This is a genomic window from Bradyrhizobium sp. STM 3561 (assembly GCF_045571455.1).
Classification (GTDB): domain Bacteria; phylum Pseudomonadota; class Alphaproteobacteria; order Rhizobiales; family Xanthobacteraceae; genus Bradyrhizobium; species Bradyrhizobium vignae.
In genome coordinates this window covers 3,845,975-3,871,487 of the sequence record NZ_CP120695.1, presented here as the reverse complement: position 1 = coordinate 3,871,487, position 25,513 = coordinate 3,845,975, and the positions used below count along the sequence as shown (strand labels likewise).

Here is a 25,513-nt window from a genome sequence, read left to right as displayed (position 1 = left end):
TTCAGTTACTTAGTGAGCTTGTTGGTTTTCATTCCGACAAGGGTTCACTTTTGGGCCGCCTGCTTGATCCGCTTCATTTTTGCGTCCTGCTTCTCCTCATCATCGTGATGAAGATGCACCATCGTTTATCGATGACCTTTTCACGGCGCGGGGCGCGGAACCGTCACTCGGACTTGATGGAAGCGACCATGTCGGCAAAGAGGTTGCCTCCGACGATGATGTGAGCGCGCATCGATTGCTGTGCTTCGCTTTCGCTCCCTGTTTCAATCGCCCTGACTATCAGAGCGTGCTCGCCGAATGATGCCGCGAGGCGGGCTGGTCGCGACAAGCTCTGATGCCGGAAGAACCGCATCCGAAGGCGGGTTTCAGTCACGAGATCGGCCAAGGGCGTGTTGCGTGCGCCAGCGTAGATGGCTTGGTGAAATGCGGTGTTGAGTTCGACGTAGCGCGCCGTGTTGCCGGTGTGCACGGCTGATGCGCATTGTTCGTGTATCTCACGCAGGCCGGTTCGTTCGGCGACAGTCATTCGGCGCGCCGCCAGACCGGCAGCCTCCGCTTCGAGCGCAGTGAGAATTTCTACCATGCCGATCGCTCGCTGAGGTGTCATGCTCGCGATGGTTGCGCCTTGGCGCGACCTGAACTTGACGAGACCCTCATTGGCCAAGCGAAGCAGCGCTTCCCGCGCTGGCGTCCGCGAGACCGAAAAGCGTCTGGCGAGGCTCTGCTCGTCCAGCTTGTCGCCCGGGACCAGCCGTCCCTCGGCGATATCGCTTTCGATCCGTCGACAAAGCTCATCGGAGACACGAACCCGCATTGGCTTGCCCTTATGTATACGCTTATGCCTTTATGTATACGTAGACCATTTAAAAAAATACATATAATCCGGGCACAGAACGAGGACAACAGGAAACGCCGATGACTTCCGTGAATTTGAGCGGCACCCCTTTGCTGAAGACGGATGGGCCTATCGCGACGATCCAGCTCGATCGCCCGCGGCAGATGAACAAGATCACCGCAGCCGATCTCGCCGTGTTGTCGGGCCACTTCGCCAGCATTGAGAAGGCAGGTGCGAGAGTTCTCATCCTGACCGGCGAAGGACGCGCGTTCAGCGCCGGATACGACCTCGGAGACATCGCTGCGCGAACCTCGTCTAAGGAAGATGTTCATGCTTCCGGTTTTGAGAACGTCGTCGATCAGCTCGAAACTCTGGCGATACCGACCATCTGCAGGCTGAACGGCGGAGTCTATGGCGGCGCAACTGATCTTGCGCTCGCCTGCGACTTCAGGATCGGCGTGGATGATTGCGAGATGTTCATGCCGGCCGCGCGCCTCGGGCTTCACTATTACAGCAGCGGTCTCATGCGCTTTGCGTCGCGCCTCGGCGTAGCGGCGACAAAGAAGCTGTTCCTCACGGGCCTGAAACTGGACGCGGCCGAGATGCTGCGCATAGGCTATCTGGATGAAGCCGTTCCTGCGGGCAGCCTCGATGCGCGCGTGAAGGAGCTCGCCTCTGTTCTCGCTGCCAATGCGCCGGCCGCCATGCGTGGCATGAAACGCGCCATCAACGAGATCGCCGGAAACTCGTTCGATCGTGCTGCTGCCGATCAGCGTTACGGTGAGAGCCTCGTGGGCGCCGAGCTGCGCGAGGGCAGCGCGGCTTTCGCCGAAAAGCGCCCCCCGCGCTTCGGCGCCGACCTGGACGGCCGATGACCGGACCTCACTCGCCACCGGCGTCCACGCTGAAGCCGCGGTCAAAGGGGCCACTCGCTGGGTTGATCGTGATCGATCTCACCCGCGTGTTGGCCGGACCGTATTGCACCATGATGCTCGCGGATCTCGGCGCGCGGGTCATAAAGGTCGAGATGCCGGGCATCGGTGACGATGCGCGGCACATCGGCCCGTTCATCTCGAACGCCGATGGCTTGCCAAGCTCGGGCTATTTCTTCTCGATCAATCGAAGCAAGGAATCGATCGCACTGAGCCTCAAGGATGCTGCCGACCGCGCGATATTCGAGCGACTATTGCTGGACGCCGATGTCCTCGCGGAAAATTTTACGCCCGGTACCATGGACCGTTTCGGCTACGGCTGGGAGGCGCTCAGCTCGCGCTTTCCCCGGCTGGTTCTGGCGTCGATATCGGGCTTTGGTCAGACGGGGCCCTACCGCGAACTGCCGGCTTACGACATGGTCGTGCAGGCCATGGGCGGTGTCATGAGCTTGACGGGCGAGGAGGGAGGCCCGCCGACGCGCGTCGGAGTATCGATCGGCGACATCGCCGCGGGCACTCATGCGGTGATCGGGGTCCAGGCGGCGTTGATCGAGCGTGCCCGCACCGGTCGCGGTAAGCACGTCGATATTTCCATGCTCGATACGCAGATCTCTCTGCTCGAGAATGCCCTTGTCCGCTATCAAGTCGAGCAAGTCGTTCCGGGGCCCATCGGCTCCAGACACCCCTCTATCACGCCATTTGGCGTCTTCAAGAGCAAGGTCGGGCATCTCATCATCGCCGCCGGCAACGACCGGAAGTTCAGAGATCTTTGCGATGTGCTGCAGATGCGGGACGTCAAAGCCGATCCGCGATTCCTCTCGAATTCGTCGCGATGCGAACATCATCGTGCCCTCGCCGCGCGGATCGAAGAGGCGCTGGCAACCAGAACCGCCGAGGAATGGCTCCCCATCCTGACGCAAGCCGGGATTCCCTGTGGACCAATGAACGACATTGCCGGCGTACTGCGTGATCCGCAGCTCAACGCGCGCGACATGTTCGTCTCATTGGAGGCTCCGGGGGGCATGGTGTTGAAAACCGCGGCCTGTCCCATCCGGTTCGCCGGCGAACAATTCGCAAACTATCGGCCTGCGCCAGAGCTCGATGCCGACCGCAATGCTCTCCTGCAAGAACTCGGACTCGTCTGATCGGCTCCGCGAAGAGGATTTGACAATGAGATATGCCTGCTCCTCGACGTTCGTCGCCTTGAGCGTCGCTCTCCTTTCTTCGGCCGCGTCCGCGCAGAAGCAATATGATCCCGGCGCCAGCGATACCGAAATCAAGGTCGGCAACCTGATGCCCTATAGCGGGCCGGGATCGGCTTATTCCGTGATTGGGAAAGTCGAGGCGGCGTACTTCGAGATGATCAACAAGAACGGAGGCATCAACGGTCGAAAGATCAACTTCATCTCGTACGATCATGCCTACAGTCCGCCGAAAGCCGTCGAGCAAGTCCGCAAGCTGGTGGAGAGCGATGAGGTTCTGCTGACCTTCAACATCCTCGGCACGGCACACAATGCCGCTGTGCAGAAGTACCTCAACGGCAAGAAGGTGCCGCAATTGTTCGTGGCCAGTGGTGCGGAGCGATGGAACGACCCGGCGCACTTTCCCTGGACGATGGGCTGGCAGCCAAGCTACCAAGCCGAAGGACGAATTTATGGTCGGTATGTCGCTCAAACGCTTTCCGATGCAAAGATAGGGATACTTTGGCAGAACGACGACTCCGGACGGGACTACGTCAAGGGCTTCGTTGCGGGGCTAGGCGGCAAATTCGAGCCCACAACCAGATTGTCCTATGAGATCACGGACCCGACCGTCGATCCCCAGATGTCGCAATTGAAGGCATCCGGCGCGAACGTTTTTTTCGACGTGACGTCGCCGAAATTTGCCGCGCAGGCCATTCGCAAGACGGGTGAGCTGCAATGGCGGCCGCTGCACATCCTGAACAACGTCTCCACGTCGGTGGCCGCTGTCTTGAAACCTGCCGGGCTCGACAACGCCAAGGGCGTGATCTCGACCGCATATTTGAAGAATCCGCTCGATCCGGCCTGGAGCGGCGACGAGGGCTACCGGCACGGGCTTGCCTTCATGAACGAATACATGCCCGGAACTGACAAAGCCGATTCCAACACGGTCTATGGGTATTCGGTCGCGCAGACCCTGGCGGAGGTGCTCAAGATGTGCGGCGACGATCTCACGCGAGAGAACGTTATGAAAAAAGCTGCCAGCCTCAAGGATCTGAAGCTCGACATGCTTCTCCCGGGAATAACGATCAACACGTCACCGACGGACTTTGCGCCGATTAAACAGGAGCAACTCATCCGGTTCGACGGGGAAAAATGGGAGCGGTTTGGGCCGGATGCGGAGAATATGAGGTAATCAAAAAGATTTCGATTCCGCCAATCGGAGGCTCGATCCATCTCCAGCTAGATGCAACGTGGTGAATCATGAGGATAAATACCTCCGCTTCGTGGCCTTCGATTCATTTGGAAACTGAGGGTAGACCTCATACTCGCTCAGCGAGACTGGCCGGCTCGCGACTCCTCCAGGTAGGCCACGATGGCCTCCATCTGGTAGTCGGAAGGCCTCGGGTTTGGCGTCGCCTGGTCTGGTCCGAGGCCTAACAGCTTGCCTGCCAAACAATCGTTCCGCGGCGACCGGCTGAGCCGGATGAGCTGTGCTCAATTCGCGAGACACGTTGCCACCCGTACTTCATGGATTTCCATAGACTAGGAGACCGTTCGGGAAACTCGCACGACCATTCCGACAACGGGAAATTCCCTTGTGATCTCAAGCGTCCGGAGGGCTGCAAAATGTCGGAATCGGCCTTGCGCGGATTGCGAATTTTTGTGACTTCCAAGCTGAATACGAGGGTTTGATTCCTTTCACTCGCTCCGGTTGCGCCGTAAAAATCATCGATGATTCAATGATTCAATGCGTTGCATGCGGTTCCGACGGCAGTCAATCGCTCTTCACAACCCAATTGTGGATACTTCGGGCGCAGGTCGGACTCCAAAAATCCCGAAGTCTATGAGACGCGTGCACTTTTGACTCCGAGCGATTTAGATTATCAGAATTTTCGTCTGATGATTAGCGCGCTCGGCGCTTCATTCGTCGCGCTCTAGCAGAAAGATAACAGTCGTCGGGCCGGGGACAGGCCCGGCTTCAGTCGCATGTCGATGAGGCGAAGACGGAGGAAGAGCGGGAGAGGGCGGAGAGGCAGTTGCGCAAGCTCGACGCTGATCGCGATCGGGGTCGACTGTAGGGCTATCGCATATGGGCGAGGGCGGAGAGAAGGAAGTCATTATTCCATCTGGCTTGGAGCATTTTGTGGCTGATGCGGGCAGGACCGGGCGTTGCCTGCAGGGTATTGATGGCCAGCTTGCGGATGAGGGCGAGATTTTCGGCGGCGTGATCTTTGCGGCTGCGGCAGGCATCTTCGTCGAACAGAACGTCGAGAACCCAGTGCAGGTTGTTCTCGATGCTCCAGTGAGCACGCACGACCTCGAGCAGCTTTTTGGCCGACAGCAGGCGCGAGGCGAGGAAGTATCGGACCGTATGCTTGGCGGTCTTGCCAGAGTTTGCGCGCCAGCTGTCGATGCGACCGACTGCGGCGATAGCGGGGAAGTCGTATTGCTTCGCCAACTGAGGAGCCGGCGCGACGATGGCCTGCCGGCGCTCGGCGCGACCGTGGGCAGTGGCTCTTCGTTGACTCGCTCGCGCGGGCTTTCGGGCTGTATCGACCAACGTCTTGGCGGCCTTGAAGAGCCGGCCACGGTTACTCTTGATGGCCAACACGTAGTGCCCCTTCCGATCGAGGATGGCCTGCGCGGTATCGGGCCGGCAATGCAAGGCGTCGGCGGTGACAAGAGCCCCGTCCAGATCGAGCAGCGCGAGAACTTCGAGAGCCCCGGCAACCTCGTTGCGGTTGGGAGCCTTTCTCTGGGCCAGCGCCATGCGAGTGCCTGCGGCCCAGACATTGACCATATGCAGCGGCGTGGCCTGCCGGCCCCGCGTGTAGGCCCCGCGCAGCGCCTTGCCGTCGATGCTGACCACCCCCTTGATGCCGAAGCTCTTGCTGAATTTGCGCAAAACCGCTTCCAGCCCCTTCGGATCCAGCGCACGGAAGACGTTGCTGAACGTATCGTGGCTCGGAATGCCGTGCCTGAGCTCCAGGAAGCGCCGCAACAGCTCCTCGCGGCCTTGGCCAAAGAACTCGAACTCGGTGCAGGTCTTGGCGCCAGCCAGCGTCGCCGCCAAGGCGATGACGAGGATCTCCACAAGATCATGTCGGGTGTTGCTGGCGCGCGGGTCCTTGAGCGGTCGAAACAGGCGCTTGAGCTTGCGCATTCAGGTCTCCCTCTGGAATCGAGAGACACCCAAAGAATCCAGTTCCAACCGCTTGGCAACACCCTGCCAGCACCATATGCGATTCCCCTAGGGTCGACTGGGAGGGACGGCGCCAGGTGCTCGCGGTTGAGCTCGCCAACCGGGAGAGCCGATCGAGCTGGAAGGTGTTTTGGAAGGCCTGAAGGCCCGCGGCCTGCATGGCGTCGAGTTCGTCGTCTCCGATGATCATCCGGACTTGAAGAAGACCATTCCCGACGTTCTCACCGGCGTGTTCGCTGGCGAGCGACGGCGGCGGAGAGGGGGGGCGTGCATCCCCTTGATGGGCCTGAGCATCGTGGTGCCAATTTCTTCGTCCGCTTCGCGCTTAGGGGGTGCCGGATCACTGAAAACGGCTGAAACATAGTCATTTGGCTATTAAAGTCGGTTGCTAGTTCAGATCACTTGAGACTGCGGTGATCCATCGAGAGTTCTGTGTGTCAAGTTCAGCAAAATTGATCATGGGGTCCGGCCGAGCCATCCCCTCGGAGCCGCCGTCGCTCGCTTGCCCAAAAGCGCAGCGCTGGCGAGCGATGGCGGCGGAGAGGGGTGGCGTTCGTTGCACAAGATCGCGTTCGCGCTCGGCATCCAGGTCGCCGAGCTTGTGCTGCCACAAGGCACCGTGCTCGCGCAGGGGACGAAGTCGGCCGCGCGAGGCCGAGAAAGAAGCCCGAGAAGACGGGGCGTCCCATGAAGCCGCGCGAGCGCTGATCAGGCCGTGCTCGTCAGCAATGCGATCGAGCAGACTGTTCATGGCTGCTGAATATGTGCTCAGCTCTGTTTCTGTGTTTAGGATGCGGGTGTCGAGGTAGTCACCGTGCAGCTTCACACCTGAAGGGTAAGTGCGGCTCCCTGTTCCATTCCTCTCCGAGATCCGGCCTTCCTCCGCTCAGCGCCTTGCGCTCCAGCGCCAGTACGGAGGATCAGAAACATTAAAAATAGCCGTCGTCCGGAACGTCCATGGAGGTCATCGGTTGGTAGTTCAGTGACGATCGATGAATGGCGAGGCCAGAGCGAAAGCTGCGGATAAACCAAATCAAAGATTCGTCACAAGCCCCGCCAGGTTACCCCGGTAACCGGCGGGGTCCTTGTTTTGAAGACTCCTTGTTTTGAAGACCTCGCTTTAGGGATGATGGGGCCCGTTGGGATTTGCGTAGGGTCCAAGGTTCCGCGACGAGAAACCAAGCGCAACTATCCGTTTCACGCGTGATTGCGGGTACAAAGACTGCGCTTAAGTACCGCCGCATCTAGGGCAGGCCGGGGCCCTCCCACCGAACTCGAGTGGCCGTCAGCGAGGGGTCATCGGCGACGTTCCAGTCAGGCTGCAAGAGCGTCGAGATTGACCTCGTCCTTCGCGAGTGTCGTCAGCATGACGTCGGTCGCCTTCTCCTCCTCCAGGCTTTCGTGCAGGATGTTCTGGTCCTCCCTCAACTCGAGCTGCCCGGCAAGGGCGGCTGCGCTGCCGTAGGCGGCAATCTCGTAATGTTCCAGCTTCTGGGCCGATGCGATCATCGCGGCGTCGCGCAAGTCATCCTGCGTCACCATCTTCATCATCTTCGCAGTCTCCTCGATCAACGATTCCACGGCCTGATCGGTGTGCACGCGCGCATCTGCGCCATGCCGCCGCAGGATTTTCTGAAGCCGTTGACCTTGTTGCTCCGTCTCTCGCTGATGCTCGGCCAGAGCAAGTTTCAGGGAGGGATGCACCGCCATCTCGGCCATTCGTTTGAGTGCATCGCTCAGCTGGTCCTCCATGCTGACGAGTTCCTGCAGCTCGGCGATATACAGGTCTTTGAAGTTTTCGATCTTCATGATGTTCGTGTCCATGGCTTGGATTGGGATGACCCGGGTTCCGAATTTGGCGGTCAACCGCCTATCCGCGAGACTGTTCCGGGGTGCAAACGACATTTGAGCTCGGGGCCGAGGAATCAGCGAAGAAATTAGGAACAGCGCGACGGAGCTGTGCTTGCCGCATCGGGAAGGGCTTGCAAGGCGATATCGCCATGAACCATCTCGAAAACGCTGCCCTCGACAATGTCCAGGACCATCTCGGTGACCGTGGCTACTTCGTCGCCCCGCTCGACGACCTCATCACATGGGCGCGATCGGGTTCTCTGATGTGGATGACGTTTGGCCTTGCGTGCTGTGCGATCGAGCAGATGCAGGTATCGATGCCACGATACGACATCGAGCGGTTTGGCGCGGCTCCTCGCGCATCGCCAAGGCAGTCCGATGTCATGATCGTCTCGGGTACGCTCTGCAACAAAATGGCACCAGCCTTGCGCAAGGTCTATGACCAGATGCCGGAGCCGCGCTACGTCATCTCGATGGGATCGTGCGCAAACGGGGGCGGCTACTATCACTATTCGTACTCGGTCGTGCGCGGCTGTGATCGCATCGTGCCGGTCGACATCTATGTGCCCGGCTGTCCTCCGACGGCTGAAGCCCTGCTTTATGGGCTCGTCCTCCTGCAGAAGAAGATCCGGCGAACCGGAACGATCGAGCGGTGACCCGATGTGTCAGCCTCCGCGGATCCGGGGAAGGTCGGGTCTGAGGAACCATCACTGCAGGCGCGAGTTGGCCGGCCGGGCGGGGCGAAAGTCACGCGAGGCCAACCGTGCAAGACGACGTGCGCGTGCGCTCGACCGCGCAGATCGCGGGTCATCCGATCCATCCGATGCTGGTGCCGATCCCGATCGTGTGCTTCATCGGGGCGCTGCTGACCGACATCGCCTATGTCGTCAGCGCCGAGATCATGTGGGCGGATTTTTCGGCCTGGCTTCTGCTCGTCGGCGTCATCTTCGGCGTGCTGGCGGCGATCGCGGGCCTGATGGACTTCCTCGGAAACCGGCTGGTGCGGGCGCAGACCCCGGCCTGGCCGCATCTGATCGGCAACGCCGTGGCGCTGATCCTGGCGATCTTCAACGCGCTGATCCACACCCGCGACGCCTGGACCTCGGTTTGGCCGGTCGGGCTGGTTCTTTCGGTCCTCACCGTCCTGATCCTGCCCGTCACGGGCTGGCTCGGCTGGGCCATGGTGTACCGTCACGGCGTGGGAGTTGTGCGATGAGAACCTCGATTGCCCGCGCGCTGCTCTGCTCCTCCTTGCTGTGTCTTGCCGGCTGCAACGACGGGAGCGGTGATCCGAAGGCGCAAATCGGCGCCAATCCGGTGCTGCCCGAGATCCAGCAATATCTGCTGCCGCCGATTCATATCGCGCGCATCGTCGGCTGGAAGAAGGACGAGACGCCGACCGTTGCGCAGGACTTGCAGGCCAAGGCCTTCGCCACGGGCTTGCAGCACCCGCGCTCGCTTTACGTTCTTCCCAATGGCGACGTGCTGGTGGTGGAATCCAAGGCGCCGAAGGGCGCCCCGATCAAGCGTCCCAAGGAGATCGTGATGGGCTTCGTCGAGTCCTGGGCGACCTCCGGCGGCGACAGCGGCGAGAGCAATCGGATCACACTGCTGCGCGACAGCAATGGCGACGGTGTGCCGGAGACGCAAAGCGTCTTCCTCGACCATCTCAACTCGCCCTTCGGCGTCGCGCTGGTCGGCAACGAGCTCTACGTTGCCGACACCGATGCCATCGTCAGGTATCCGTACAGGGAAGGCGATACGAAGATCACTGCGGCCGGCACGGTGCTGACACCGCTGCCGGGTGGTCCGATCAATCATCACTGGACCAAGAGCCTGGTCGCCAGCCCCGACGGCTCGAAGCTCTATGCCGGCGTCGGCTCCAACAGCAACATCACCGAGAATGGCATGGAAGCCGAACACAACCGCGCTGCGATCCTCGAGGTCGATCGTGCCAGCGGCCGCTGGCGCGTGTTCGCAAGCGGCCTGCGCAATCCCAACGGCCTCAGCTTCGAGCCGCAGACCGGTGCATTGTGGACGGTGGTGAACGAGCGCGACGAGGTCGGTCCCGATCTCGTGCCCGACTACATGACCTCGGTGAAGGAGGGCGGCTTCTACGGCTGGCCCTACAGCTATTTCGGCCAGCACGTCGATCCGCGCGTCAAGCCGGAGCGGCCGGATCTCGTCGCCAAGGCGATCGTGCCGGATTACGCTCTGAGCTCACATGTCGCCCCGCTCGGGCTCGCCTTCAACACCGGCACCAGTCTTCCGGCCAACTATCGCGGCGGCGCCTTTGTCGGTGAGCACGGCAGCTGGAACAGGCAGGTGCTCAACGGCTACAAGGTCGTGTTCGTGCCGTTCACGGACGGCAAGCCGAGCGGTCCCGCGCAAGACGTCGTCACCGGCTTCCTAAACGATAAGAACCAGGCGCGCGGCCGCCCCGTCGGCGTCGCCATCGACAAGACCGGCGCGCTGCTGGTCGCCGACGACAGCGGCAACACGGTCTGGCGGGTGAGTGCGGCGCATCCGCAGCTGACGCAACGTTAAGCCCGGCACCGCGTTGAGAGCCCAGGCGATTTTTTGAACGGCAAATCATCAGGAGTAGGACAATGGGTCTGGCTCAATACGCCATCGTGCCGGTGCAGGACGAATGGGGCGTGCTGCATGACGGCGACGTCAAGAGCAGATACGCCACCAAAGAAGCTGCATTCGAGTCGGCGGTGGCCGCGGCATCCCTGGCCCTCCGTGAGGGACACGAAGTCCATGTCAGCGTGCCCGGCCGCGAAGCCGGCGACAACGCGCTCGGCGTGTAGAGCCCGCCGCAGACATGGCGTTCGAGAGAAGGAGGCCGCGATGACGAAACCCCGTGAGCCCAACGGTGTCGAGCCATCCCGCTCCGAGGACGACATCCAGCGCGACCAGCTCGGACCGCGCGGCGTGCCGGACGCGCCTGATCCGGCCAAGATGACGCCCCAGCGCGACAAGAAGACCCCGAAGCATATCGATCCCGGCCACACCGCGTGACGCCGCTCGGCGGCTGTCGTGATCACACGATCAGCCGCCCGCGCCCGGCAGGCGATCCCGATCGCGACCACGGCGCCAGCGGCCGGCTTCGATGCCATCGCCGAGGACGACGCCACTTTGCGCCCCCATCGCTGCCGCCGGCGCGTCCGCCACCGCCATAACATCATGTTAGGTTTATCGCATAACTGGGTAATTGTGTTACCCCGGCGAAAGCCTATTGTCGTCCTCACCCAAGACACCGACCGGCAGTGCCAAGCGCTCGCGGTGCTCCGCAGAGCGCCGGGAGATTGCTGTCCAATTGTCCAACGAAGCCCGCCAACGGGACGTCAACGAACAAGCCAGATCGGGAGGAATTTTATGATGGCCACCACGCGCGCGATCCATGACAGGAGTCAGTCGAGGAAGGCTGCAGCAAGCGGCTGGATCGGCTCGGCTCTCGAATACTATGACTTCTTCATCTACGCCACGGCGGCATCGCTGATCTTCCCGCAGATCTTCTTCCCGTCGGACAATCCCACCGTTGCGATCGTCGCATCGCTTGCGACCTATGGCGTCGGATACGTGGCGCGGCCGATCGGGGCCTTCGTGCTCGGACATTGGGGCGACACGCATGGCCGCAAGACCGTTCTCATCCTCTGCATGTTCCTGATGGGCATCTCGACGATGGCCGTCGGTTTGCTGCCGACCTATCAGCAGGCCGGCATCCTGGCGCCGATCCTGCTCGTCATGCTGCGTCTCGTGCAGGGATTTGCCGTGGCCGGTGAAATCTCCGGCGCCAGCTCGATGATCCTGGAGCATGCGCCGTTCGGCCGACGCGGCTTCTATGCGAGCTTCGCGCTTCAGGGCGTGCAAGCCGGACAAATCCTCGCGGCCGCGGTTTTCCTGCCGCTGGCGGCCTATATGCCGACCGAGGCCTTCAACAGCTGGGGCTGGCGGATCCCGTTCCTGCTCAGCTTCTTCGTCATCGTCGCCGGCTACATCATTCGCCGCGAGGTCGACGAAACGCCTGCCTTTGCCCGAGAGGAGAAACGGGGAGAAACGCCGCGCGCTCCGATCGTCCAGGCCATCAGGTTGAGCTGGCCCGACATGCTGAGGGTGATCTGCATGGCGCTGATGAACGTCATTCCCGTGGTCGCGACCATCTTCGGTGCGGCCTACGCGGTGCAGCCGGCCTATGGCATCGGCTTTGCCAAGGACGTTTATCTGTGGATCCCGGTGCTCGGCAACATGCTGGCCGTATTCATCATTCCCTTCGTCGGCCATCTCTCCGACAAGGTCGGCCGCAAACCTCCGATCATCGTGGGCGCGTTGCTCTCGGGCCTGCTCGCGTTCGGCTATCTGTATGCCATCAGCATCCGGAACGTGCCGCTCGCGATCCTGCTGTCGCTCTTGATGTGGGGCGTCGTCTATCAGGGCTACAACGCGATCTTCCCGAGCTTCTATCCGGAGCTGTTTCCGACCCGCACACGGGTCTCGGCGATGGCGATCTCGCAGAATATCGGCACGACCATCACTGCATTACTTCCTGCTCTGTTCGCGACCGTGGCGCCTCCGGGCTCGGCCAACATTCCCTTGACGGTCGGCGCGATCGCCTTCGGCATCACGGTCATCGCGGCGCTCGCGGCGGTGACGGCCCGCGAAACCTATCGGATCAAGATCGACGATCTCGGCAATCCCGAGGCCGTTCCGATGGCGCGGGCCGATTATGAGCGGCAGCGTGCGGAGGCGGCGAACGGTGCGGCCGCAATTCCCACCTGATTTGGAACGCAAACAAGCCCGCCGCTGCGATCGATGACGTTTGCAGCGGCAGGGCTCCTTACGGTACGTCTATTCGGCTTTGGGCGCGCGAGCGCGATCATCATGAGGTCCAGGGATGAACCCCGTCGTCGTTGCAGTCGCTATCACCGGCTCCGTTCCGCGCAAGAAGGACAATCCGGCGGTGCCGATCCTGCCGTCCGAACAGATCGAGTCGACGCAGCAAGCCTTCGAGGCCGGCGCCACGCTCGCCCATATCCATGTTCGAAATGATGACGAGACGCCGTCCTCCGACCCCGAGCGCTTTGCGCTGGTGCAGGAGGGCATCAAAAAGCATTGTCCGGGAATGATCGTTCAGTTCTCGACCGGCGGGCGAGGGCGCGATCCCTCGGCGCGCGGATCGTCGCTCTACCTCAAGCCCGACATGGCCTCGCTCTCCACGGGATCGGTGAACTTTCCGACCATCGTCTACGAGAACAGCGCCGCGCTGGTCGAAACGCTCGCCACCGGCATGAAGGCGAACGGCATCCGGCCGGAAATCGAGATCTTCGATCTGTCGCATCTGCATGGCGCCCGGCGCTTGATCGAGGCCGGCTTCATCGACGCGCGTCCGCACGTGCAGTTCGTCATGGGTGTCAAGAATGCCATGCCCGCAGACGAGCATGTGCTCGACATTCTGCTCGGACAGCTCAGGCGGCTGATTCCGAAAGCGACCTGGACCGCAGCCGGAATTGGCCGCCATCAAGCCGAGGTGATGGGCTGGGCGCTCGCGCGCGGCGCCGACGCGGTTCGCACCGGGCTCGAGGACAATATCCGGATCGACAAGACGCGCCTCGCCGCCAGCAACGCGGAACTGGTCGCCATCGCCGCCGAGGCGGTCGCGCGGCACGGCCGGCGCGTTGCGACCGCAGCCGAGGCGCGATCCTTGCTCGGAATCGCGGGGTAGGGACGACCATCCACCGCCCGACATGCCCCCAGCTGCCTCCTGCCATTCGGCGGCCGGCGTTCCCGTGCGCCGAGTCTGCAGGTAAAGCAGATGCACAGGCGTGATCGGCGCCTGCCGGGCAGGCGACGGTTGGAATGCGATTCTTGAAGGCTGACAGCGGGCTCATCGGCATCCTGGTGGTGCTCGCGGTCACGCAACTGATTGGATGGGGGACGATCGGGCTGCCCGCCATCGTCGGCCGCGACCTTGCCGCAGATCTCGGCATGAGCCTGCCGGCGGTGTTCGCGGGGACGTCCGTTCTCTACGTCTCGATGGGGCTGTGCGCGCCCTGGCTCGGCAAGTTCTTTGCGCGGCACGGCGCACGCAAGGTCATGATGGTCGGCACGATCGTCACCGCGCCCGGCTTCGTGCTGCTGTCGCTCGCGCGCGAGCCGGTGCTCTACTTCGCCGCCTGGATCGTGCTTGGACTCGCCGGCAGCGCCACGCTCTCGACCGGCGCCTATATCATGCTAAACGAGGCCGCGGGAAAGCAGGCCAAGAGCGCGATCGGCGCGCTGATGCTGGTGACGGGCCTCTCCAGCAGCATCTTCTGGCCGACCACCTCGTTCCTGAGCGGTCATCTCGGCTGGCGCGGCACGTGTCTCGTCTATGCCGCCATGCTGATCTTCATTTCGCTGCCGCTCTATGCGTTCGCGGCGCCCCGGCGCAGCGTCGCGACGGACGATGGCAGCGCGCCGGACAGGCGCTCCGATGCGCCGGCGATTCCGCGCAGCACCTTCATCCTCGTCGCCGCCGTGATCACGCTCAACGCCTTCGTCAATTTCGGCATCAGCGCCGTCATGATCGAGCTGTTGCGGGCGGAGGGGTTGGCGCCGGCGCAGGCTCTGGCCTTCGGCTCGATGCTCGGCGTGATCCAGGTCAGCGCCCGCGGGCTGGATTTCCTGGGCGGCGGGCGCTGGGACGGCATCACGACCGGGCTCGTCGCCGGCACGGCCTTGCCGGTCGCCATGCTGCTCTTGATGCTGAGCGAGGGCGCCACCTGGGCAGTCGCCGTCTTCATCCTGCTCTATGGCGCCGGCAGCGGCGCGATGGCGGTGGCGCGGGCGACGATTCCGCTGGTGTTCTACGACCAGGCCGAGTTCGCCAAGGCGATGTCGATGATCGCGCTGCCGCTCAATCTGCCTCGGCGATCTCGCCGCCCGTGCTCGTCGCGCTGCTGACGCAGTTCGGCAGCCGCGGCGCACTCGGTCTCACCTTCGTCTTCTCCTGCGCAACGGTGCTGATCCTGGTCCTGCTCGGGCGGCGGCGGCCGCGCGCGATCGCGGCGGTGGCGGTCTAAGGCGATCTTCGCGGCGCGGAAAGTTGCGAGCAGCAATCGGCGCCGCTCGCCCGGCAACAGATGGCCGTATGCCGTCAGTGCAGTGCTCAGGGCGCGAAAATGGTGTATCCGCAGGGAGCGCGGCCCTGCGATCTCGCCGCCGCGCCAAAATCAGCTCCAAGATCAGTTCCGCGGAGGAAATCGACATGTCGGCCTTGCCGCTCTCAGGCATCAAGATTCTTGACCTCACCCGTGTGCTCGCCGGGCCCCTGTCGGCCCAGATGCTGGGGGATCTCGGCGCGGAGGTGATCAAGATCGAGCGGCCGGGCACCGGCGACGACGCACGCGCCTTCGGCCCGCCTTACCTGACCGACCCCGAGGGCAAGGCCAACAACAACAATTCGTTCTATCTCTGCGCCAACCGCAACAAGAAGTCGGTCACGGTCAACATCGCCAAGCCGGAAGGGCAGGCGATCATCCGCGAGCTCGCCAAGGACGCCGACGTCTTCATGGAGAACTACAAGGTCGGTGATCTCAAGCGCTACGGCCTGGACTACGAGACCATCAAAGCGATCAATCCCCGCATCATCTATTGCTCGGTGACCGGCTTCGGCCAGACCGGTCCCTATGCGCCGCGTGCCGGCTATGACGCCATCCTGCAGGCGATGGGTGGCTTGATGAGCGTCACCGGCCATATCGACGGCGAACCCGGCGAGGGCCCGATGAAGGTCGGCCCCTCGATCGTCGACTACATGACCGGCATGAACGCGTCGATCGGGATTCTCTCGGCGCTCTACCATCGCGACGCCAATGGCGGGCAGGGACAGCACATCGACGTCTGCCTGTTCGACACCGTCATCGCATCCTTGTCGCATTGGCTGCAGATCTATCTCGTCAACGGCAAGACGCCGCCGCGCCGCGGCACCTGGGGCAATGGCGGCATGCCGGCCGGCGTGTTCCGCTGCGCCGACGGCGAGTTGATGCTGGTGGTCGGCAATGACGGCCAGTTCCAGCGCACCTGCGCCGTGCTCGGCGAGCCCGAGCTCGCGAACGATCCGCGCTTCGTCAAGAACAACGACCGCGTCGTGCACGGCAAGGAGATCATGGCGATCTTCGCCGGCTTGTTCCTCAAGCAGCCGGTGGCCTACTGGCTGGAGAAGCTGGAGGAGGCGGGCGTGCCGTCAGGTCCGATCAACAATTTCGAGCAGGTGTTTTCCGATCCGCACGTGCAGTCGCGCGGCATGCGGGTCAAGGTCAATCATCCCTTCGAGCCCGATCTGTCGCTGGTCCGCAACGCGCTGACTTTGTCGGAGACCCCGATCAAGGATTACCGCGCGCCGCCACTACTCGGGGAGCACACCCAGGAGGTGCTCAGTGGCAAGCTCGGCTACGATGCTGGCAAGATCGAGCAGCTGAAGCAGCAGGGGATTGTCTGACGCTATCACCGTGCCCTGGAGGGCCCTCCTGGGGAGGCTGAGAAGACTTGTGCCGCAGGACGCGCGCGCGATGCTGGAACTTGCCTGAAGCTTGCCGCAATCCCCAGATTGTCCCGGTCCGTAGTCGCACAGGCTTCCGCTTTGCGTCCGACTCTGGTTCGATACTTCCACTTGAGTTCGGGAGGGAAGCGAATGTCCTACACGATCGGGTTCCAGGCGAAGGACCAGAAGGCCATTCTAGCGACCGAGGCGGCCACCGCCAATCAGGCCGTCGCCATCATTGCCGCATTGCGGCAGAGCGCCGACGAGATAAAGTTCATCCGATCGCCGCAGGAAGGCGAGATGGGCATCGAGATGCTGCTGCTGCTCGCCAAGGAAGAGGCCGAGGAGATGCCGCAGCGGGCGTAGCCCGCCGTTACGGCTACACTTCGAGCATGTAGCAGAGGTCGTCATGCCCGGGCTCGTCCCGGGGATCCACGTTCTTTGTGCTGCGTGGCAAGACGTGGATGGCCGTGAAAAGCCCGGCCATGACAGCTAACGCGCATCCCGCGCCAGCGCGCGCGGTTTGGCTTCGACCTTCGCCGCCGTCAGCGCCATCGTCGCGACGCTGACGACGCGCCCGACCACGTCCTCGACGTCGTCGAGATCGCATTTGCCTTCCGACAATTTGATCAGCCGCTCGCTCTCGCGGATGGTGTGGTGCGCCATGGCGAGTGCGAAGTTGAGGCCCCAATAGATATCGACCTCGCTGCGCTCGGGCAGGGACCTGCGCATCGAGGCGGCGAATTTGCGCAAATGGTCGATCTCGCGGTTCTTGATGCGGCGGATCGGCGGCACGGATTCGATCGAGGCGCGGATCATGAAGCGCGCGGCGGTCGAGCGCTGGTTCTCCGGCCCCAGGCAGCCGCGCAAGGTCGGCCCCACCAGCGCGCGCAGGATCACTTCGATCGGCGCGCGGCCGCCGCCTTGCTCCTCCGCCGCCTTCAATTCGCGCAGGCGCTCGCGGTTGGTCTGAACCGAACGAGTGACGAATAATTCCGCGATCAGTTCGTCCTTCGAGCCGAAATGATAGTTCACCGCGGCGAGGTTGACGCCGGCCTCCGCGACGATGTCGCGCAACGTCACGTCGCCGAAGCCGCGGTCGGCATAGAGCCTTTCGGCGGCGGCGAGAATGGCAGACCTCGTATGATCGCTGGCCATGACCTTTGTCCCGTCATTCCGGGGCGACGCGCCAGCGTCGAACCCGGAATCTCTCGCCACATTTCGAGATTCCGGGTTCAGCCCTGCGGGCTGCCCCGGAATGACGCCGTGAGCGAGGGAGTTGCAATTCAAACATTTGTATGAAACTATCGTTTGAAGGCCGGGAAAGTCAATCCGCGATCGGGACTCATTTGCAATTGCGATGGGTTCCGGTGCGCCCCGCAGTTCGCGTATTCGCGCTTGCGGGCCGCGCACGGCGGGAGGACAGTCCGGCGCAAAAGTACCAGCGAGAGAGAAGCGAGGAGCGTCCCATGGACTTCGACATGTCCCCCAAGCAGAAGGAATGGCTCGACCGCGTGCGGTCCTTCATGGCCAAGCACGTGCGCCCGGCGGTGCCGATTTACGATCAGCAGGACAAGAGCGGCGACCGCTGGAAGGTCATTCCGATCCTGGAAGACCTTAAGAAGAAGGCCAAGGCCGAGGGTCTCTGGAACATGTTCATGCCGCCGTCCGAGCACGAGGACGACGAATTCCGCGGCGCGGGACTGACCAATCTCGAATATGCGCTGCTGTCGGAAGAGATGGGCCGCATCACCTGGGCCTCGGAAGTGTTCAACTGTTCCGCGCCCGACACCGGCAACATGGAAGTGTTCATCCGCTACGGCACCAAGGAACAGAAGCGGAAATGGCTGCGTCCGCTGATGGATGGTGAGATCCGCTCCGCCTTCCTGATGACGGAACCGGCGGTCGCCTCGTCCGACGCCACCAACATCGAGACCCGCATCGAGCGCGATGGTGACCATTACGTCATCAACGGCCGCAAATGGTGGTCGTCCGGCGTCGGCGATCCCCGCTGCAAGATCGCGATCCTGATGGGCAAGACCGATTTCAAGGCGGCCAAGCACCAGCAGCAGTCGCAGATCCTGGTTCCGCTCGACACGCCAGGTATCAAGGTCGAGAAGATGCTGCCGGTGTTCGGCTTCGACGACGCGCCGCACGGCCACGCCCAGGTGCTGCTCGAGAACGTACGGGTGCCGAAGGAGAACATCCTGCTCGGCGAAGGCCGCGGCTTCGAGATCGCGCAGGGCCGTCTCGGTCCGGGCCGTATCCATCACTGCATGCGCACCATCGGCAAGGCCGAGGAGGCGCTGGAGAAGATGGTGAAGCGGCTCGCCTCGCGCACCGCGTTCGGCAAGAAGATCGTCGAGCACAGCGTTTGGGAGCAGCGCATCGGTGAAGCTCGCACCAACATCGAGATGACGCGTCTTCTGTGCCTCAAGGCAGCCGACATGATGGACAAGGTCGGCAACAAGACCGCGCAGGCCGAGATCGCCATGATCAAGGTCGCAGCGCCCAACATGGCGCTGAAGATCATCGACGAGGCGATCCAGGCCTTCGGTGGCGCCGGCGTCTCGGATGAAGCCGGCCTTGCCAAGGACTACGCCCACATCCGCACGCTCCGTCTCGCCGACGGACCGGACGAGGTGCACAACCGCGCCATTGCCAGGCTCGAACTTCGGAAGTATGCAAACTCTACCAGTCACTAAGAGGGAGAGCCAGGCGGCGCTCCCGACTTGAAGAAACGACAGGGCATGGTCCCATTCGGAATGACCGCTTGACGCAAGTGCGTCAGCGGTTACCGATTAGGATCATGCTCGACCTGCACAAGGTCAGGACTGAAGAGGGAGCGTCATCGTGGCGGACGGCGTCAGAAAGGACGAAGAATTCTCGGGCACCAAGCCGGTCGAGGAGCGGCATCGTTTCGACGAGTTGCGCCTGGAAGCGTGGATGCGCGAGCATGTCGAGGGTTTTGAAGGCCCGCTGGTCGTGCTCCAGTTCAAGGGCGGCCAGTCCAACCCGACCTATCGCCTCAACACGCCGAAGCGCTCCTACGTGATGCGCCGCAAGCCGTTCGGCAAGCTGCTGCCGTCGGCGCATGCGGTCGATCGCGAATACCGTGTCATTGCAGCCCTTGGTAAGCAGGGCTTTCCGGTCGCGCGCGCCTATGCGCTGTGCCAGGACGACAGCGTCATTGGCGCGGCCTTCTACATCATGTCGATGGAGGAGGGCCGGGTGTTCTGGGATCCGACACTGCCGAGCCAGGATCGCGATGCACGGCGCAAGATCTTCACCAGCAAGATCGAGACGCTGGCGAAACTCCACATGTTCGATCCCAATGCCATCGGCCTTGGCGACTTCGGCAAGTCGGGCAATTACTTTGCACGCCAGATCGACCGCTGGACCAAGCAGTACCGGGCGTCCGAGACCCAGCACATTCCCGAGTTCGAGAAGGTCGCCGAATGGCTGCCGAGAACCGTGCCGGAGCAGGCGCGCGTCTCGATCGTCCATGGCGACTACCGTCTCGACAACATGATTTTCCACGCGACGGAACCGCGCGTGCAGGCCGTGCTGGATTGGGAGCTGTCGACGCTCGGCGATCCCATGGCCGACTTCACCTATTTGTTGATGCAGTGGATCATGCCGGGCCTGGAAGGCGCCGACCTCGAGGCGCTCAACATCCCGAGGCTGGAAGAGGCGGCGCAGATCTATTGCAACGTCACAAAGATGACGGTGCCTGATCTCAACTGGTACTTCGCCTACAATCTGTTCCGTCTTGCCGGCATCACCCAAGGCATCGCCGGCCGCGTCCGCGACGGCACCGCCGCCAACGCCAAGGCGCTCGAATCCGCCAAGCGCACCGTGCCGCTGTCAAAGGCATCGTGGGAGTACGCGCAGAAGGCGGGCGCGGTGTAGGGATAACAAAGGCGCGGCTGGGAGCCAGCCCCCTTTTGTCTTGTGGAGCGCCGCCGTTTCAACATGCTCGCTGTCATTGCCCGCGAAAGCGGGCAATCCAGTATTCAAGAGACGCCAGTGCTTGAATCGAGAAGCCGCGGCGTACTGGATGCCCCGGTCAAGCCGGGGCATGACAGCTGTGGTGAGGCTCATTCTGTCCGCCTTTTCTTCGAGCCACTGCGTATGCTCGCACCCTACCGCACTGCCTTCACCACTCCACTGGAGGAGGCTTGTATTCCGCGTAGTCCTCAAACTCCCATTTCCCGAGCCGAGCCAGCTTCTGGGCCACCTCACGCCATGTGTTTGCAGAGCATTTGACGCAATAGTCTTCTACAAACCTTTTTAGTTCCGCGTAATTGAAATCCTTGACGAAGAAGTAGTGCCTCCCTTCGACGATGTCGCTCTTCATATGCGAAGCGAACCAGTCCGGAGTGCAGAGCATGAAGTCGAACGACTCTTCACCCAAGCTGTCCAGGTCCAATCATCGCCATGATCAAAATGCCGAACAGTCCGTCCGGCATGAATTGATCAATCGGATCGGCATCCGGACTGAAGAGCGACTTCAGTTGTGGTCGAACTTTCCCTGCCATGGGTTTGCCGGTTGTCGCCTAGCTCTTCGCGCAATGTGCGATCAGCTTCTCCACAAACCCCGCACATTTCTCCAGTTCGGCCATCTCCACAAACTCATCAGGCGTATGCGCCTGCGCGATCGAGCCCGGGCCGATCACCACCGCGGGGACATCGGCCATGCTGGCGAACAGGCTGGCTTCGGTGCCGAAGGCGACCTTGGCATGGTCATTGCGGCCCGCAAGGCTCTTGGCGAGGGTGACGATCGGGGCGTCGGCGGCGGTGTCGAGCGCGGGGTAGTCGAGGATCTCTTCGAACGTGATGCCGCACTCGGCATTCTTCGCCTTCATCGTCGGCTCGAGTTCGGCCTTGGCCCAGGCGACGATCGCATCCGTGACCTCGCGCGATTCGGTGATGCCGATGCCGCGGCATTCGAACTCCACCGTGCAAGTGTCGGGCACGATGTTAAGCGCCGCGCCGCCATGCACGATGCTGGTGAGCAGCGTCGAGTGCGGAACGTCGTAGAGGCTGTCGGTTGACCGCGCGGCCGCGAGCGCTACGGCGCGGCGGCGGATCTCGACGATCAACTCGGCGGCATATTCGATCGCATTCACCCCATCGGGCGCGATCGAGGAATGACGGGCGAGCCCACGGAACGTGGCGCGCACGCCGTGCTTGCCCTTATGGCCGATGATGACCTGCATCTGGGTCGGCTCACCGATGAAGGCGCCGAGCGGCTTGACCTGCTTCTTCGCGACCTCACGCAGCATCGGCCGCACGCCGACGCAGCCGATCTCCTCGTCATAGGAGATCGCCAGATGAATCGGCGTCTTGAGCCTCGCCTCCACCATCTCCGGCACCATGGCAAGGCACACCGCGACGAAACCCTTCATGTCGGTGGTGCCGCGGCCGTAGAGCTTGCCGTCGCGCTCGACGAGCTTGAACGGATCATGGCTCCAGTCCTGGCCGACGACGGGAACGACGTCGGTATGGCCCGACAGCACGAAGCCCCGCCGGTCGTCCGGCCCGATCGTGACCCAGAGCGAGGCCTTCTGCCCGGTCGCGTCGACGATGCGCTCACTCTTGATGCCGAATGCGGCGAGGTAGCTCTCGATATGGGCAATCAGGGGCAGGTTGGTGCGGTCGCTGATGGTGTCGAAGCCGACGAGGTCGGCAAGCAGTTTGCGGATGCGATCGGGTCTTGAGCTCTGCATTGTCTCGGTCTGGTCAGGAAATGGAGGCTGAGTTGCCTGCAGGAACCATACCAACGTGATGGCCGGTCGGGCAAATCAACACAGATCCGTAGCCCGGGGATGGAGCGCAGCGCAATCCGGGGCCGCTGCATCTGCGGATGCGATGGAAATTCCGCAGCTCTCGATCCGGGCCACAATCCCTTGCGTTGACCGTGGGGCAAAACACGCGAGCGGTGGGTCAACGCACCCGGCCAAAAACATTCCGCTTTACCGAAATTCGGAAACGGCGTATGTCTCGCCGCAATCCGGCCCAAGGAAGAGGGGCGTATCGCGATCGTCACGAACGCGGGCCGGGCGGCGGTGGACGTGGGTTGCACCGGCGCGAAGGGTTTTGCGGGGCGGGCAACCGTGAGCGAAGACCTCGCGCCAACGACGGGTGCGGTTCGCGTACGGCAAAATCGTGTGGTCCTGGCGCCCGGGGTCTGTGCGCCAAGTGTTGCGGTGATGTGGCGGCCCGACCGGGCACGTGCATCAGCCATCCGCAAGGCGACGGGGGCAATAGTGCATCGCTCCCCGAGGAGAGCACGACATAAGCCGTCAAACCACTGCGCAGGGAAGGCCGGGATGTCTCCGGTTGCCCTGTTTCTCCGCCGTGCATGAAGCATACGCAATCTGCTCTTGGCATGGCGGTCGATGGGAGCCAACCGGCTCCCGGTCTTCCCCATAGGCGTTAAGGTAGCGCGAGCATCGATTGATACGGACGTTTTCGAGGAGGCTCGCGCAGGTGCCGCCCAAGCGCTCGCTTTCTGCGGCGAAAGCAACGGATGGTTGGTTGTGGAATGATCGCTTGTAGCAAGGATGCAACGAGTTGTTGCAAAACACGCCAAGCGCCAGGTGCCGTCAGGCGGCCTGCGTCCAGCGGGGAGAGTCCTCGAAGTCGCGGGCAAGCGGCTCGAGCAGCAGGATGATCAAGAGGTGTGCCAGCAAGTAGGGCTTGGCGGAGCGCGGATCGGTTCCAGGTGGCGTCTTGAGACCAATCAGACTCTTCAGTCGCTTGAAGCCAAGTTCGATGCGCCATCGCAGTCGATAGAGCGCGAGTACATCCTTGGTGGAGAACTCGTCCCGCGCGAGCGACGTGACCAGAATGACCCAATCCGCGGCTTCCAGAGTTTCTTTGGAGATGACGCGGTTTTCGTCTTGTGCGTCGCGCCGGGCTTTACGGCGCGAAGCCGCGACTGCACCGGCGGGCTTCTTGACTGCGACCAGACGCATAGCCAGAGGCGCACCGTCCTTGCGTTTGATCCAAATCCTCCGATCGATCAGTCCGTGCGCCTTCGCCGCACGCAATTGGGCCATCAGATCGAACGGAAGGCCTTTGGCATCAAGCCAACGTGCGTTCTTCCAGCCCGCTCGGATCAAAACGTCTGCCCCGGCGTCGCGCACAGCGGCGATGCGGTCAGGTTGTAGATAAGCGCGGTCAGCAATGCGGATCTCGTTCTTGACCACCGGTATCCGGTCAAACGTTTCGCCTTCTTGCTGATCTGTCAGCTCGAAGTGACCAAAGCGCTCATATGGCAGATCGAATGCACTATGAACGCGCCAAAGCTCACTGTTCCTGCGCGCAGCCGGTCCTGCCTGAGGCACTGTCGTCGCATCGATAATGCGGATCAGGCGGCCTCGGCTCGCTTTCGGGGCTGCCGCAGCGAGCAAGCCCTCCACCAGCACTGCAAACCAATCGCCACATTGACGCAGGCGATAGAACAACGCCACGCTGCTGAGGTCGGCAAGGCCAACAGAAGCGGCCCACGCGGCTGTCGATCTCAACCCTCTTTCACCCAGACAATAGGCCAGCATCAGCCGAAGTAACGCCACCGCATCTGGAATTTGGCGCCGCCGCACGAAAGCCTTCGTCTGGCGCGCACTTATTTCAAGCTGCGCAGCCCCGCCGAGCTGCGTAACCACTCTCGTCCAGTCCTCGTTCAGAAGCGATTCGTCTGCCATCCCGCCTTGGAATCACGTGTGATTCCAACACTCAAGAACAAACTTAACGCCTATGCGGTCTTCCCTGCGCCCTTGTGTCCCCGAAATCTGCCAGAATGTGGCAACGGGCGGTTGGATCAGAACCGCCCGTTGCCGGAACTGAGCCCGTTGCGCCCAAAGGCGACAGAGCCTGCTAAAGAGCAAGGGACAGCTCCGGTGTCTTCCTGAACCCGAACAGTTGCAAGGGCTGCGAGCCCGTACCAGGCAAGGAAGGGAGTGGATGATGACACAAGACGATCTGGTTGTCGTCGGCATCGATGTCGCTAAAGACAAGATTGATGCGTGCATTCGGACCGTAACGGAGCGGAAGACTTGCCCAACAACCGCGGCGGGGCGACGGAGCTTGATTGCATGGCTTCGCAAGCATCAGGTCGGCAAGGCAGTGATGGAGGCAAGCGGCGGCTACGAGCGGGTATGGGCCAAGGCGTTGCGCCAAGCAGGGCTGGAAGTACGGATCGTCGATCCCAAACGGGTTCGCCACTTTGCGGAATCGGCGGGACGCCTTGCGAAAAATGACAAGATCGACGCGGAGATGATCTCCTGGTTCGCCGAGACATTCGGCGAGGCTCCCAGCCAAGTCGACAATCCCGCTCACGAGGAGATGAAGGCACTGGTGAAGGGACGCCAAGGCCTGCTTGACGTCAGGGCTCGCCTGGAAATGCAGAAGGAGCATGAGGCGCCGGCCCTTGTTCAGAGGCTCGCGCGCGTCTTCTTAAGAAGCTGGCTGACGAAATCGCCGCGCTCGAGACCGCGATCGCGGCGACGATCAAGACAACGCCGGACTTTGCCAAACGCGCCGAGATCATCCAGAGCGTACCAGGCTTTGCTGAGGGGACCGCAATGGCGCTGCTTGGAGGACTACCGGAGCTGGGGCAGGTGAGCGACGAAGTTGCCGCCGCGTTGATGGGCGTTGCTCCTTATGACGATGATAGCGGCAAACGTCGAGGTGAACGCTGCATCAAGGGTGGCCGCCGCTGGGTGCGAAATGCCCTCTACATGCCCTGTGTCGGTGCCGCAACGCTGAACAATCCGGTGTTCAAGGCCTTCTACGAACGGCTGATTGCCAAGGGCAAGCCGCCAAAGGTCGCGATCGTCGCCTGCATGCGCAAGCTGATCATCATCCTCAACACCATGATCGCGCGCGGCGAGACGTGGGATCCGAAGAAATACAGGGTGGCCTGACGAGCGCGCCTATCTCGCGCTCGGACCTCGGCCGAGCGCATGCAAAGCCAACAGA

The 25,513-nt window shown here is 62.3% G+C and carries 23 protein-coding genes and 3 pseudogenes; 18 read left to right on the top strand and 8 right to left on the bottom strand.

The window, feature by feature from the left end; translation table 11 throughout:
• Positions 1–163: 163 nt before the first annotated feature.
• On the bottom strand, positions 164–814 hold the full coding sequence (locus P6U28_RS18415; RefSeq protein WP_129145182.1) for a GntR family transcriptional regulator: 651 nt from the start codon (positions 812–814) through the stop codon (positions 164–166).
• 101 nt (positions 815–915) lie between these two features.
• On the opposite strand from P6U28_RS18415, the gene P6U28_RS18410 reads away from it, so the two are divergent.
• From P6U28_RS18410 to P6U28_RS18400, 3 genes are all read left to right on the top strand, one after another.
• The gene (locus tag P6U28_RS18410) at positions 916–1,710 is read left to right on the top strand and encodes an enoyl-CoA hydratase/isomerase family protein (protein ID WP_407122931.1); all 795 of its coding nucleotides are present in this window, start codon (positions 916–918) and stop codon (positions 1,708–1,710) included.
• Between the two features lie 68 nt (positions 1,711–1,778).
• Positions 1,779–2,912, top strand: coding sequence for a CoA transferase (locus P6U28_RS18405; protein WP_208738544.1), 1,134 nt, complete (start codon positions 1,779–1,781; stop codon positions 2,910–2,912).
• A 25-nt stretch (positions 2,913–2,937) separates the two neighbouring features.
• Positions 2,938–4,143, top strand: coding sequence for an ABC transporter substrate-binding protein (locus tag P6U28_RS18400; RefSeq protein ID WP_407122929.1), 1,206 nt, complete (start codon positions 2,938–2,940; stop codon positions 4,141–4,143).
• A gap of 888 nt (positions 4,144–5,031) precedes the next feature.
• Here the strand turns inward: P6U28_RS18400 and P6U28_RS18395 are convergent.
• Positions 5,032–6,114, bottom strand: a complete 1,083-nt coding sequence (locus P6U28_RS18395) for an ISAs1 family transposase (RefSeq protein WP_407122927.1) — start codon at positions 6,112–6,114, stop codon at positions 5,032–5,034.
• Between the two features lie 92 nt (positions 6,115–6,206).
• Between P6U28_RS18395 and P6U28_RS18390 the strand changes: the two are divergent.
• Positions 6,207–6,376 (top strand): annotated as a pseudogene (locus P6U28_RS18390) (transposase); the annotation flags it as partial.
• A 165-nt stretch (positions 6,377–6,541) separates the two neighbouring features.
• Here P6U28_RS18390 and P6U28_RS18385 read toward each other — a convergent pair.
• Both P6U28_RS18385 and P6U28_RS18380 read right to left on the bottom strand, forming a co-directional pair.
• On the bottom strand, positions 6,542–6,904 hold the full coding sequence (locus P6U28_RS18385) for a hypothetical protein (protein WP_129146313.1): 363 nt from the start codon (positions 6,902–6,904) through the stop codon (positions 6,542–6,544).
• Positions 6,905–7,467: 563 nt separating this feature from the next.
• Entirely contained in the window at positions 7,468–8,019 is a 552-nt protein-coding gene (locus P6U28_RS18380; protein ID WP_245509721.1) for a ferritin-like domain-containing protein, read from the bottom strand.
• Between the two features lie 179 nt (positions 8,020–8,198).
• On the opposite strand from P6U28_RS18380, the pseudogene P6U28_RS18375 reads away from it, so the two are divergent.
• The 10 genes and pseudogenes from P6U28_RS18375 to P6U28_RS18330 form a co-directional block, all read left to right on the top strand.
• Positions 8,199–8,660: pseudogene (locus tag P6U28_RS18375) on the top strand (NuoB/complex I 20 kDa subunit family protein); the annotation flags it as partial.
• Between the two features lie 107 nt (positions 8,661–8,767).
• A complete protein-coding gene (locus P6U28_RS18370; RefSeq protein WP_129146312.1) occupies positions 8,768–9,220 on the top strand; it encodes a DUF2231 domain-containing protein in 453 nt (150 codons plus the stop codon).
• The gene (locus P6U28_RS18365) at positions 9,217–10,551 is read left to right on the top strand and encodes a PQQ-dependent sugar dehydrogenase (protein WP_407122925.1); all 1,335 of its coding nucleotides are present in this window, start codon (positions 9,217–9,219) and stop codon (positions 10,549–10,551) included. The genes P6U28_RS18370 and P6U28_RS18365 overlap by 4 nt, the downstream gene beginning before the upstream one ends.
• A 62-nt stretch (positions 10,552–10,613) precedes the next feature.
• Positions 10,614–10,817: a hypothetical protein gene (locus P6U28_RS18360; protein ID WP_061030115.1), complete on the top strand. Its 204-nt coding sequence runs from the start codon at positions 10,614–10,616 to the stop codon at positions 10,815–10,817.
• Positions 10,818–10,857: 40 nt separating this feature from the next.
• Positions 10,858–11,028, top strand: coding sequence for a hypothetical protein (locus P6U28_RS18355; protein WP_198028350.1), 171 nt, complete (start codon positions 10,858–10,860; stop codon positions 11,026–11,028).
• Positions 11,029–11,388: 360 nt separating this feature from the next.
• Positions 11,389–12,786 (top strand): MFS transporter, encoded by a 1,398-nt coding sequence (locus P6U28_RS18350; protein WP_122406598.1) that lies wholly within the window; start codon positions 11,389–11,391, stop codon positions 12,784–12,786.
• Positions 12,787–12,901: 115 nt separating this feature from the next.
• The gene (locus P6U28_RS18345; protein WP_407122923.1) at positions 12,902–13,729 is read left to right on the top strand and encodes a 3-keto-5-aminohexanoate cleavage protein; all 828 of its coding nucleotides are present in this window, start codon (positions 12,902–12,904) and stop codon (positions 13,727–13,729) included.
• Positions 13,730–13,863: 134 nt separating this feature from the next.
• Positions 13,864–15,068: pseudogene (locus tag P6U28_RS18340) on the top strand (MFS transporter).
• A gap of 185 nt (positions 15,069–15,253) precedes the next feature.
• Positions 15,254–16,483, top strand: coding sequence for a CaiB/BaiF CoA-transferase family protein (locus P6U28_RS18335; protein WP_122402670.1), 1,230 nt, complete (start codon positions 15,254–15,256; stop codon positions 16,481–16,483).
• 192 nt (positions 16,484–16,675) lie between these two features.
• Positions 16,676–16,891 carry a hypothetical protein gene (locus tag P6U28_RS18330; protein ID WP_036010888.1) on the top strand — a complete coding sequence of 72 codons (216 nt, stop codon included), beginning with the start codon at positions 16,676–16,678 and terminating at the stop codon, positions 16,889–16,891.
• Between the two features lie 126 nt (positions 16,892–17,017).
• On the opposite strand, the gene P6U28_RS18325 is transcribed toward P6U28_RS18330, so the two are convergent.
• Complete coding sequence (locus tag P6U28_RS18325; RefSeq protein WP_122402671.1) at positions 17,018–17,683, bottom strand: TetR/AcrR family transcriptional regulator; 666 nt, start codon at positions 17,681–17,683, stop codon at positions 17,018–17,020.
• Between the two features lie 311 nt (positions 17,684–17,994).
• On the opposite strand from P6U28_RS18325, the gene P6U28_RS18320 reads away from it, so the two are divergent.
• The gene (locus P6U28_RS18320; protein WP_122402672.1) at positions 17,995–19,230 is read left to right on the top strand and encodes an acyl-CoA dehydrogenase family protein; all 1,236 of its coding nucleotides are present in this window, start codon (positions 17,995–17,997) and stop codon (positions 19,228–19,230) included.
• Between the two features lie 148 nt (positions 19,231–19,378).
• The gene (locus P6U28_RS18315) at positions 19,379–20,437 is read left to right on the top strand and encodes a phosphotransferase family protein (protein ID WP_407122920.1); all 1,059 of its coding nucleotides are present in this window, start codon (positions 19,379–19,381) and stop codon (positions 20,435–20,437) included.
• A 247-nt stretch (positions 20,438–20,684) separates the two neighbouring features.
• Here the strand turns inward: P6U28_RS18315 and P6U28_RS18310 are convergent, their stop codons facing one another.
• From P6U28_RS18310 to P6U28_RS18300, 3 genes are all read right to left on the bottom strand, one after another.
• Positions 20,685–20,957, bottom strand: a complete 273-nt coding sequence (locus P6U28_RS18310) for an Imm8 family immunity protein (RefSeq protein ID WP_407122918.1) — start codon at positions 20,955–20,957, stop codon at positions 20,685–20,687.
• Between the two features lie 127 nt (positions 20,958–21,084).
• Positions 21,085–22,257 carry an acetylornithine deacetylase gene (gene argE / locus P6U28_RS18305; RefSeq protein WP_407122916.1) on the bottom strand — a complete coding sequence of 391 codons (1,173 nt, stop codon included), beginning with the start codon at positions 22,255–22,257 and terminating at the stop codon, positions 21,085–21,087.
• A gap of 879 nt (positions 22,258–23,136) precedes the next feature.
• A complete protein-coding gene (locus P6U28_RS18300; protein ID WP_122402213.1) occupies positions 23,137–24,237 on the bottom strand; it encodes an IS4 family transposase in 1,101 nt (366 codons plus the stop codon).
• A 259-nt stretch (positions 24,238–24,496) separates the two neighbouring features.
• On the opposite strand from P6U28_RS18300, the gene P6U28_RS18295 reads away from it, so the two are divergent.
• Both P6U28_RS18295 and P6U28_RS18290 read left to right on the top strand, forming a co-directional pair.
• Positions 24,497–25,156 carry a transposase gene (locus tag P6U28_RS18295; RefSeq protein ID WP_407122915.1) on the top strand — a complete coding sequence of 220 codons (660 nt, stop codon included), beginning with the start codon at positions 24,497–24,499 and terminating at the stop codon, positions 25,154–25,156.
• Positions 25,117–25,458 (top strand): transposase, encoded by a 342-nt coding sequence (locus tag P6U28_RS18290; protein WP_244608010.1) that lies wholly within the window; start codon positions 25,117–25,119, stop codon positions 25,456–25,458. The genes P6U28_RS18295 and P6U28_RS18290 overlap by 40 nt, the downstream gene beginning before the upstream one ends.
• Positions 25,459–25,513 lie beyond the last annotated feature (55 nt).